This is a genomic window from Schleiferilactobacillus shenzhenensis LY-73 (assembly GCF_000469325.1).
GTDB classification, from domain to species: Bacteria; Bacillota; Bacilli; order Lactobacillales; family Lactobacillaceae; genus Schleiferilactobacillus; species Schleiferilactobacillus shenzhenensis.
The window spans coordinates 54,776-63,273 of the sequence record NZ_KI271586.1 but is presented as its reverse complement, the minus strand read 5'-3'; the positions used below and the strand labels follow the sequence as shown (position 1 = coordinate 63,273).

Here is an 8,498-nt window from a genome sequence, read left to right as displayed (position 1 = left end):
TCAGTGGTGAAATTATTCTTGGCGGCTTTGCCGCCTAGAATAAGGCCGGTCTTTGAGCCTTTTGGCGCCTTTTGCCAAAAGGCTCAAAGCCGTGCCTCCACAATCATTATCCTTACTGTCTAACAATTGTAGGGCACATCACCCGCGGAGTCCGGAGTCACCCGGGGCCAACGCCAGAAACTAACCTGCCTCGCAATTTGCGCAGCCCGTAGTCACCCGGACCAGCGACCGGACATTAAGATGCTTTCTTCCCCCCAGCACAGCGCCAGACATTACCTTTCTTACTTCAAATGCGCATCCAGGAACTTCATGATGGCATCGTGGACCGGCTGGCTCCAGAAGGTACCGTCGTGGTCGCCGCCTTCGATGGCGATGAACTCGTTCTCGATGCCGGCCGCAGTCAGCTGTTCTGCCAAGTGTTTGCTCTGTTCGAACGGCACGAGCGGGTCCGCCGTACCGTGAATCAGCAAGATGGGCGCGCCCGTGGTCCGATGATCGATCTGATAGGACGGGCTGATCTGAATCATCAAGTTCGTGGCAAATTCTTCACCTTTGTCCAAGTGGACGAACGCCCCCACATCCGGCTGGGATTGCCGCAAATCAGCCGCATCTGCGGAGGCGGCAATATACGCCTGGGACAGTGCGAGCATGTCGGCGACGCCGAAGCAGCTGACCACGCAGGTCACGGCATCAGATTCGTCTGGGAAATCCTTCGTCTTGTACCGCGGGTCATCCCCGGTGAGGTCGATCAGTTCAGCGGCATGACCACCGGAGCTGGTCCCCCAGAAAGCGACCTTGTCTGGATCGATGCGGAAGCTCTCGGCATTGTGGCGCAGGAAGCGGATCGCCGTCTTGGCATCCTCCAGCCACGCCGGTGCAGGATAACCGTCATGGAAGTTGCGGTGCGTAATGGAGGCGACCACATAGCCATGGCGGGCGTACTGGGCCAGCTGGGGCAGCTGGGAGAAGCGGTCCGGACTGGTCCAGCCGGCGCCTTGCAAGAAGACGATCAGCGGATGGCGCCGGGTCGGATCCGGATCCCAGGGCTGCATCAAGGTCAGCTTCAGATTGCGGCCGTCAGGAACCGCGAAGGTAATGTCCGGCCGCACCGAGGCAATACCGGCAAAAGTGGGATTACTAGGAATCGTTTGCATCAAAAAATCCTCCTCCAAAATGAATGTTTCTTACTTCTAGATTGTACCATGATAGCGGTCTCAAACGCGGCTGGTACGCTTATTGGCGATTCGTCATGACTTGTTTGGCGGAACTTGATCCCCGTCAATTTTCTTTCTGCCCCGGCCCGGTAAACTGGTGTCAGAAAGTTAAGAAAGCAGGGATGTACCATGTTCATCCAACAGCATAAATATCAACTCATGGTCGCTGGCGGGATTGCCACACTCCTCGGCCTGGCCGCTCATCAATGGCTGGCCGGTCCGATCGGGGCGATTCTTCTGATCATCGGCACCGTTCTCGCCGGTGCCCCCATCGCCCTGAACGCCTGGGCCGCACTGAGAGTCAAGGTCATCAGTATTGAACTGCTGGTCACCATCGCGGTCGTCGGGGCCTTGATCATCGGTGAGTATAACGAAGGGGCCATCGTCACTTTCCTGTTTCTCTTCGGTGATTGGCTGGAGAGCAAGTCCTTGGCGAAGACCCGCAGTGCCATCCAGGATCTGGCGACGGCACTGCCCAGTACCGTGAAGAAACTCACGGCGGCCGGCAGCTTAGTGGATACGCCCGTTGACGACTTGGCCGTCGGCGATACGATCCAGCTGGCCACTGGGACCACCGCGCCCGTGGACGGTCACGTCTTAGGCGGCACCGGTCTCGTAGACGAATCCCGCATTACTGGGGAGCCCGAGGAACGGCGCAAGGTGGCTGGCGACGACGTTTATTCCGGCAGCACCGTCACGAACGGCAGCCTGCAGCTCCAAGTCAAGCAGGTCGGTGACGACACCGTCTACGGTCAGATTATCGACCTAGTGGAAGAAGCCCAAGATGCCCAGTCCCCCGTGGCCTCATTCATTCAGCGTTTCGCCAAGTGGTACACGCCGCTGGTCTTGGTCATTGCCTTGATCGTCGGTCTCGTCACCCGAGACGCCCGGCTGGCAATCACGATCCTGGTCCTGGGCTGCCCAGGTGCCTTGGTGATCGGTGCCCCGGTCACCAACGTGGTCGGTATCGGCACCGGCGCCAAACAGGGCCTCTTGCTTAAAGGCGGCGATGTCGCCAGCACGTTGAACCAAATCGACACCATGGTCTTCGACAAGACCGGCACCCTCACCGCCGGCCGCACCAGCGTCCAGTCCGTGCAGTGGTTCGTCAATGAAGATGCCCGCCAGAAGTGGCTGGGCCGCATCGCTGCCATCGAACAACAAAGTGCCCACCCGCTGGGCCAAGCCCTGATCACCTATGCCCAAGATCACGACGCCGAAATTCCCACGGTGAAAGAAGAATTGCAAGTCATCCCGGGTCAAGGGGTCACTGCCGGCACCATCGCGGTCGGCAACGCCAAGCTGATGGCCGCCCAAAACGTCACCATGCCCTCGCTGGGCGCCTCCACAGCTTCCCTGGTTTATATTGCAAACGGTACCCAACTCATCGCCCGGTTCGCCATTACCGACCCGATTCGGCCGCAGGCTAAAGAAGCCATAGCTGCTCTGCGGCAGCAAGGCGTGCACCAGCTGATCATGCTTTCCGGCGATACGCCAGAAGCGGCCGCGCGTATCGGCGCAGAAATTGGTTTAGATGAGGCCCGGGGCGGACTGCTCCCCGCTGACAAGACGGCTTACATTAAGGCATTGCAAGCCAAAGGCCGCAAGGTGGCCTTCGTCGGCGATGGCATCAACGACAGCCCCTCCCTCGCCCAAGCCGATGTCGGCATCGCCATGGGCAGCGGCACGGACGTGGCCATGGATGCCGCGGACGTGATCCTCATGAACAACAACCTGCCTACGCTGAACCGGCTACTCACCCTGGCCCGCAAGATGACGGCCAACGTCACCGAAAACATCACCATCGCCGTGGGGACGGTCGCCCTGCTTCTGCTGGGCCTAATCATTGGTCTGGTCACCATGGGCAGCGGGATGCTGGTCCATGAAGTCTCCATCCTGCTGGTCATTGCCAACGCGCTGCGGTTGCGGCACATTTCTTCAAGAAAAGCCAAAAACTTGACGCCGGTCAATTTCTCCCAGGCGCAGATGGCTGATAATCATCATGAAAGCAATTAAGAAAGGTTGATTCGTAATGGAAAAAGTCACATTAAAACTCGGCGGCATCACCTGCCCCAGCTGCCTGCAAAAAATTGAAGGGGCCATGCACCAAATCAGCGGCGTACAGGACGCCAAGGTCTTGTTCAACGCCAGTAAGCTGAAGGCCACCATCGACCCCAGCCAGACCAGTGCCCAAGCGCTGGCCGACGCCGTGACGAAACTCGGCTACACCGTTGCCAGCAGCAAAACTCAGGAGGTATAATTCATGACTACAGCAGAGATCGAAGCGGCTTACCAAGCCGAACAGAAACAAGTCGACCACGACCACCACGTCCCCACCGCCGGCGCCATGAGCGGCCATATCATCGCCAATAACGTCGTTCTCGCCACCAAGATCCAGCAAATGCGCTGGACGATGACCGGGTCCAGCCGCCACGCCGACCGAGAATTGCTCTGGCATATGCTCAAGGACTTACGCCGCCAGCGGGACGACCTCATTGAGGCGTTGCTAGACGAGGGTGAGAATATCCCCACCACGAGCGCCGAGTTCAGCAATTACACCATGCTTAAGGAAGACGGCCGCATCAAGTATGCCAGTGCGGACGCCAAGCTGGCTGCGCTGGTCGAGGATCTGGATACCAGCATGCTGTTCATCACCCGGGCCATCGCTCTGGCCGACAAGGAAGAGAAGCGCCCGCTGAGCGATGTCTTGACGACTCTGTTAAGCTGGTATCAGCATGCCTTGCGTGTTCTCCAAGAGCGCCTCGACCGCCCCTTGACGGCCGGCCGGCCCCTGCTCGAAGAAGAGGACGACGACGAAGATTGATTCATTAATGCCTTAGATAGAAAGGTCGGACCCCGATGCCCACTGTCGTTCATCACGATTGTACCCGTCTCGTCCCGCTCTTCGGCGGGCTCTCCCAGGCCGCTAAAGACGAGATCGACGCTTTGACCCAAGAACGCCATCTGACGAAAGGCGAGCAGATTGCCCGGCCGGGCGACGGCGAACGGCTGGTAGTCGTCGCCCACGGCTTGCTGAAGACGTATCAGCTGACCACTGGCGGTAATGAACAGCTGCTGAACATCACCAAGCCCGGCGGCTACATCGGCGAACAAGCGCTGCTGGGGGCACCGAACCCCAACGCCTACACCGAGGCACTGGCCGCCAGTACGGTCTGCTTCATCGACCGCAGCGACTTTACTCAGCTTCTGCTCAGCCACCCAGAATTATCGGTCGCCCTGCTCACAGCGACAGCAAAGAAGATCCAGCAAGCCGAGCAGCAGACCGGCTACCTGGCCGATGAATCGGTCCCCGACCGCATCCATGCCTACCTGGATGACCTGCGCACCGAGTCTGGCTGCCCCACCGTGACGATTCCCTTTGCCTGGAAGGAACTGGCCAATTACTTGGGCACGACCCCTGAAACCATGTCCCGACAATTAAAAGCGATGGTGCAGGCGGGAGAGATTGAACGGCAGGGCAAGACCATTACGTTTGTCGATTGACTATTCTTCTGTTAATGATGTGTGTCCGCTAGCAAATCAACTTGATGTTGCAAAAAGAGCGCAGGCAATCCGATTCTTAGATCGGTTTACCTGCGCTCTTTTGAATCAATTTACTGCGCGAATGCGTGCTGGACCAATTCAGTCATACCAGCATTCATCTTTTCATCGTCCGCCTGCTCGTCATTATCTGCAGAAGCAGTCGACCGCTTTGACCGACTTTCTTGCCCATTACCAGTGGGAACGGTTGCCGGCGTGCGCTCATAGTCACCAGCAGCGGTACGGAAGAAAATGCCCTTCGCACCAAATGACGTTCCCCAGACAGGTTCCGTGATGCCGTTAGCCCCTTCTGGCGCGCGGGCCAAGACCAGCGCAACGGCATCGCCGACGCGAGGCAGCCGCTCAGCAGTGTACTGAACGGTCACAATTTCTTGGGAATTGACAGTCTCTTGGTCCTGCTTATTTTGCAGCGCATCTTTCATAGCGATTCCAGAATACAGCATTTTCTTGGAGATATTCCCTCCAGAAAAAAGAACCGGAATTGTTTGACCAACAAATTTCTGATCACCATGCAGCACTTTACGTACCGTAATGTCTGCCATAGTGAATGCCATCTGTTGGTACGGCCTGGCAGTGAGCTTGCCGACGACCCCTTCCACAGACAGTTCAGAGCGATTGATCAGCTGGGTAAAGGTGTCCGGATAATTCACAATTGCGGCCTCTGAGCCAACATTCACGACCGGATGCTTGTAGTATGCTGCGTTCATTTGATCCTTTGCTTTATGGATTGTCGTCAGTTTCTTAGACAAAGGATTTGTTTCCGTGACTTTCTTAGTAAAAACAGAATGTCCCGCTGACTGGGTTTTTGTTTCAGCCGACGGATTATGCAAGAGACGCAAGCCGAAAAATGCAAAAAGTAACAGTGTCAACGCGCCCATGAGCATGAGCGGCAGTGCTTTACGGGCTTTCATAGATTTATCCCCCTTGGTTTAGTTGTACAGGTAATTAATCCCCTTGAGATCATTGATGGTTGGTCCATTAAAGGAACCATCAATCACCTGCCTCATGACAGATGGATGACTTGAATCATTATTATGCGCCAAACCAAAACCGTGGCCCGTCTCATGGGCCCAAGTCTGTATCTTGATTGAGTTTGGTTGCGTGTTATAAACTGTACCCAACGCATGCATCTGGGCATAGGTCCAATTTGAATTGGTGAAACTCACTTGGTTGTCCCCATAAAAGTGGAAAGTGGTACCTGTTACATCTGGTGCTTTATATCCCTGTGCATCGTAATAATAGTCAAGAATTGATTGCGCTTGATTGCTACCGATGGTCACATTGATTGGTGTGACTAGACCAGTACCGTTGCTAGTATTCCATCGGTACATTTGATCATTGATCTGTTGCCGCTGCCAAGCAGTCGTCGAACCAGTGGGCCAATACTTTTGGTAAGAGACCCCATAGACGTTTTTGGTACTGTACGTCTCATAGACATAAGCATGAACCGTCTGAGGCAAGAAAGTCAAACCAAGTAAAAGAGAAAAAATGGCCGAGATTACCACCGAGAGCACCATCTTGCGAGTTGCCAAATTTGTTTCCATGATTTTCATCTCCTTTCATCAACCATAGCAAACAAACTGTTTTTTTGCAACCGCTTTCTATTAATATATGTTTGCTCTTCAAATCGTGGTTTGAAAGGGTTGGGAAGGTTGGTGACTTTCACTATTCTCACTCCGATATGTTGACGTACGTGTCTACGGTTTACTTGCTTCTACTCAAAACCGGCCAAAAATAAATTCGAACATTTCGGGTTGACTTTCTCAGCCACGTTCGTTATAGTACCAGAGGCGTTAAGAAAGAAGTATTCGGTCCGACTAATGTTCGGGTTTGGAGGAATTTATCCATGAATGTATTTGATTACGAAGATATCCAGCTGATTCCCAACAAGTGTATCGTGAAGAGCCGCAAGGAATGCGACACCAGTGTCACGCTGGGCGGCCGCACATTTAAGATTCCGGTCGTCCCGGCTAACATGCAGACGATCATCGACGAGCCCCTCGCCCTGTGGCTCGCCAACAACGGCTATTTCTACATTATGCATCGTTTCCAGCCCGAGACCCGGGCGGATTTCGTGGCGATGATGCACGACCACGACCGGTACGCTTCCATCTCGGTGGGCGTGAAAGACAGCGAATTTGATTTCATCGAAGAACTGGCCGCCAAAAAGCTGGTACCGGAGTACATCACCATCGACATCGCCCACGGTCATTCCCAAGTCGTGATCGACATGATTCACCAGATCAAGAAGTATCTGCCGGCCAGCTTCGTCATCGCCGGCAACGTGGGCACCCCCGAAGCGGTCCGGGAATTGGAGAACGCCGGTGCGGACGCCACCAAGGTCGGCATCGGCCCTGGCAAGGTCTGCATCACCAAGTTGAAGACCGGCTTCGGCACTGGCGGCTGGCAGCTCGCTGCGGTGCAGTGGTGCGCCAAGGCTGCCCGTAAGCCGATCATCGCCGACGGCGGCATTCGCCACAACGGCGACATCGCCAAGTCCATCCGCTTCGGCGCGACGATGTGCATGATTGGTTCCCTCTTTGCCGGCCATGAAGAAACGCCCGGCCACAAGGTCACCGTCGACGGCGAGCAGTTCCAAGAATATTACGGTTCTGCTTCCGAGTACCAGACCGGCTCCCGCCACAACGTGGAAGGAAAGAAAATGCTGGTGCCGGTTAAGGGCAAGATCTCTGACACCTTGAAGGAAATGCAGGAAGACCTGCAGTCCAGCATCTCTTATGCCGGCGGCCGGGACTTGGAGTCCCTGCGGAAGGTGGATTACGTGGTCGTCAAGAACTCGATTTTTAACGGCGACGTGTTCTAACATGATCTGAATCTGAAACACAAAAAGAGGACCGCTCCCCAGTGAAGGAGGGTCCTCTTTTTGTTTGCCCGCTAGTGGAACCGCGGCACGAACATTAAGATGCCGGCAATCACGATCATGTAGACAATGGGCAGCGCGAAACAGACCAAACCGACGATTAGCGGCCATTTTGCCACCGGCTGAACCGTCGGCGCCACGCCTGTCAGCGGCTCCCCGCAGTTCGCACAATACGGCTTGCTGCCGTCAGTCCGCGCACCGCAATGGGGACAGATGACCTCGGTGTGCGGCCGGCCAACCAAGAAATACAGCAGCACCGGCACCCGCAGTTTGTCCGGCAAGTCACCGACTGCGGCCTGGACATCGTTCTGCCGTTCCCGCACTGCCCAGTCATCACTGGCCCGGGTCTGATCGGCGACGCTGTCCACGTCTTTGCCCGCATGCACCGGAGCAATCCGGTCTCGGCGCGCACACTTACGCTGGCTGTCGTGCCAGAGACGCACGGCTACGGCCATGAGGAAGCCTCTTGGGTTATGGTCCAAGTCGATCGCCGCCGGCATCACGAGCAAGCGCAGGAAGGTTTGCTGGTACAAGTCGTCAGCGTCGGCGGTATTGCGTGTCAGTTTGCGGCAGAACCCGTACAGGGCGCTGCCATATTCGTTCACCAGGTATTCAGCTGTCACTGCATCGACGCTCATCCTGCTCGCCTCCCTGCTCACCCTGTTATCCGCACCACTGGCGCCGCGGTTCAACTTTTTCTGACATTATTTTTTGCGAGGAGAAAAGCAACGAAATTTTCGCCGGAATGGTAATGTCTGGCGTCGGCCCGGATGACTCCAGGCTGCACGGGAGGGGGCTGGATCGTGGTGGGCACGGCTTTGAGCCTTTTAGCAAAGACCGCT

General features: G+C 55.9%; 9 protein-coding genes. 5 read left to right on the top strand and 4 right to left on the bottom strand.

The window, feature by feature from the left end; translation table 11 throughout:
* Nucleotides 1–281: 281 nt before the first annotated feature.
* On the bottom strand, nt 282–1,154 hold the full coding sequence (locus tag L248_RS05690) for an alpha/beta fold hydrolase (protein ID WP_022529175.1): 873 nt from the start codon (nt 1,152–1,154) through the stop codon (nt 282–284).
* A 189-nt stretch (nt 1,155–1,343) separates the two neighbouring features.
* On the opposite strand from L248_RS05690, the gene L248_RS05685 reads away from it, so the two are divergent.
* The 4 genes from L248_RS05685 to L248_RS05670 are packed head-to-tail and all read left to right on the top strand — an operon-like array spanning nt 1,344 to nt 4,718.
* Nucleotides 1,344–3,230 carry a heavy metal translocating P-type ATPase gene (locus L248_RS05685; RefSeq protein WP_022529173.1) on the top strand — a complete coding sequence of 629 codons (1,887 nt, stop codon included), beginning with the start codon at nt 1,344–1,346 and terminating at the stop codon, nt 3,228–3,230.
* A 16-nt stretch (nt 3,231–3,246) separates the two neighbouring features.
* Nucleotides 3,247–3,474, top strand: a complete 228-nt coding sequence (locus L248_RS05680; RefSeq protein ID WP_022529172.1) for a heavy-metal-associated domain-containing protein — start codon at nt 3,247–3,249, stop codon at nt 3,472–3,474.
* Nucleotides 3,475–3,477: 3 nt separating this feature from the next.
* The gene (locus L248_RS05675) at nt 3,478–4,038 is read left to right on the top strand and encodes a ferritin-like domain-containing protein (RefSeq protein WP_022529171.1); all 561 of its coding nucleotides are present in this window, start codon (nt 3,478–3,480) and stop codon (nt 4,036–4,038) included.
* Nucleotides 4,039–4,073: 35 nt separating this feature from the next.
* Nucleotides 4,074–4,718: a Crp/Fnr family transcriptional regulator gene (locus L248_RS05670; protein WP_022529170.1), complete on the top strand. Its 645-nt coding sequence runs from the start codon at nt 4,074–4,076 to the stop codon at nt 4,716–4,718.
* Between the two features lie 110 nt (nt 4,719–4,828).
* On the opposite strand, the gene L248_RS05665 is transcribed toward L248_RS05670, so the two are convergent.
* Both L248_RS05665 and L248_RS05660 read right to left on the bottom strand, forming a co-directional pair.
* Nucleotides 4,829–5,686: a hypothetical protein gene (locus tag L248_RS05665; protein WP_022529169.1), complete on the bottom strand. Its 858-nt coding sequence runs from the start codon at nt 5,684–5,686 to the stop codon at nt 4,829–4,831.
* 18 nt (nt 5,687–5,704) lie between these two features.
* Entirely contained in the window at nt 5,705–6,319 is a 615-nt protein-coding gene (locus L248_RS05660; protein WP_040535115.1) for a reprolysin-like metallopeptidase, read from the bottom strand.
* A 302-nt stretch (nt 6,320–6,621) separates the two neighbouring features.
* Here L248_RS05660 and L248_RS05655 point away from each other — a divergent pair, with 302 nt between their 5' ends.
* Nucleotides 6,622–7,599: a GMP reductase gene (locus L248_RS05655; RefSeq protein ID WP_022529166.1), complete on the top strand. Its 978-nt coding sequence runs from the start codon at nt 6,622–6,624 to the stop codon at nt 7,597–7,599.
* 71 nt (nt 7,600–7,670) lie between these two features.
* On the opposite strand, the gene L248_RS05650 is transcribed toward L248_RS05655, so the two are convergent.
* Nucleotides 7,671–8,294, bottom strand: a complete 624-nt coding sequence (locus tag L248_RS05650; protein WP_022529165.1) for a sigma-70 family RNA polymerase sigma factor — start codon at nt 8,292–8,294, stop codon at nt 7,671–7,673.
* Between the last annotated feature and the right edge of the window lie 204 nt (nt 8,295–8,498).

Coding starts and splice junctions, on each gene's coding strand:
- L248_RS05690 (WP_022529175.1), bottom strand. CDS start 1,154: ATGCAAACGATTCCTAGTAATCCCACTTTTGCCGGTATTGCCTCGGTG.
- L248_RS05685 (WP_022529173.1), top strand. CDS start 1,344: ATGTTCATCCAACAGCATAAATATCAACTCATGGTCGCTGGCGGGATT.
- L248_RS05680 (WP_022529172.1), top strand. CDS start 3,247: ATGGAAAAAGTCACATTAAAACTCGGCGGCATCACCTGCCCCAGCTGC.
- L248_RS05675 (WP_022529171.1), top strand. CDS start 3,478: ATGACTACAGCAGAGATCGAAGCGGCTTACCAAGCCGAACAGAAACAA.
- L248_RS05670 (WP_022529170.1), top strand. CDS start 4,074: ATGCCCACTGTCGTTCATCACGATTGTACCCGTCTCGTCCCGCTCTTC.
- L248_RS05665 (WP_022529169.1), bottom strand. CDS start 5,686: ATGAAAGCCCGTAAAGCACTGCCGCTCATGCTCATGGGCGCGTTGACA.
- L248_RS05660 (WP_040535115.1), bottom strand. CDS start 6,319: ATGGAAACAAATTTGGCAACTCGCAAGATGGTGCTCTCGGTGGTAATC.
- L248_RS05655 (WP_022529166.1), top strand. CDS start 6,622: ATGAATGTATTTGATTACGAAGATATCCAGCTGATTCCCAACAAGTGT.
- L248_RS05650 (WP_022529165.1), bottom strand. CDS start 8,294: ATGAGCGTCGATGCAGTGACAGCTGAATACCTGGTGAACGAATATGGC.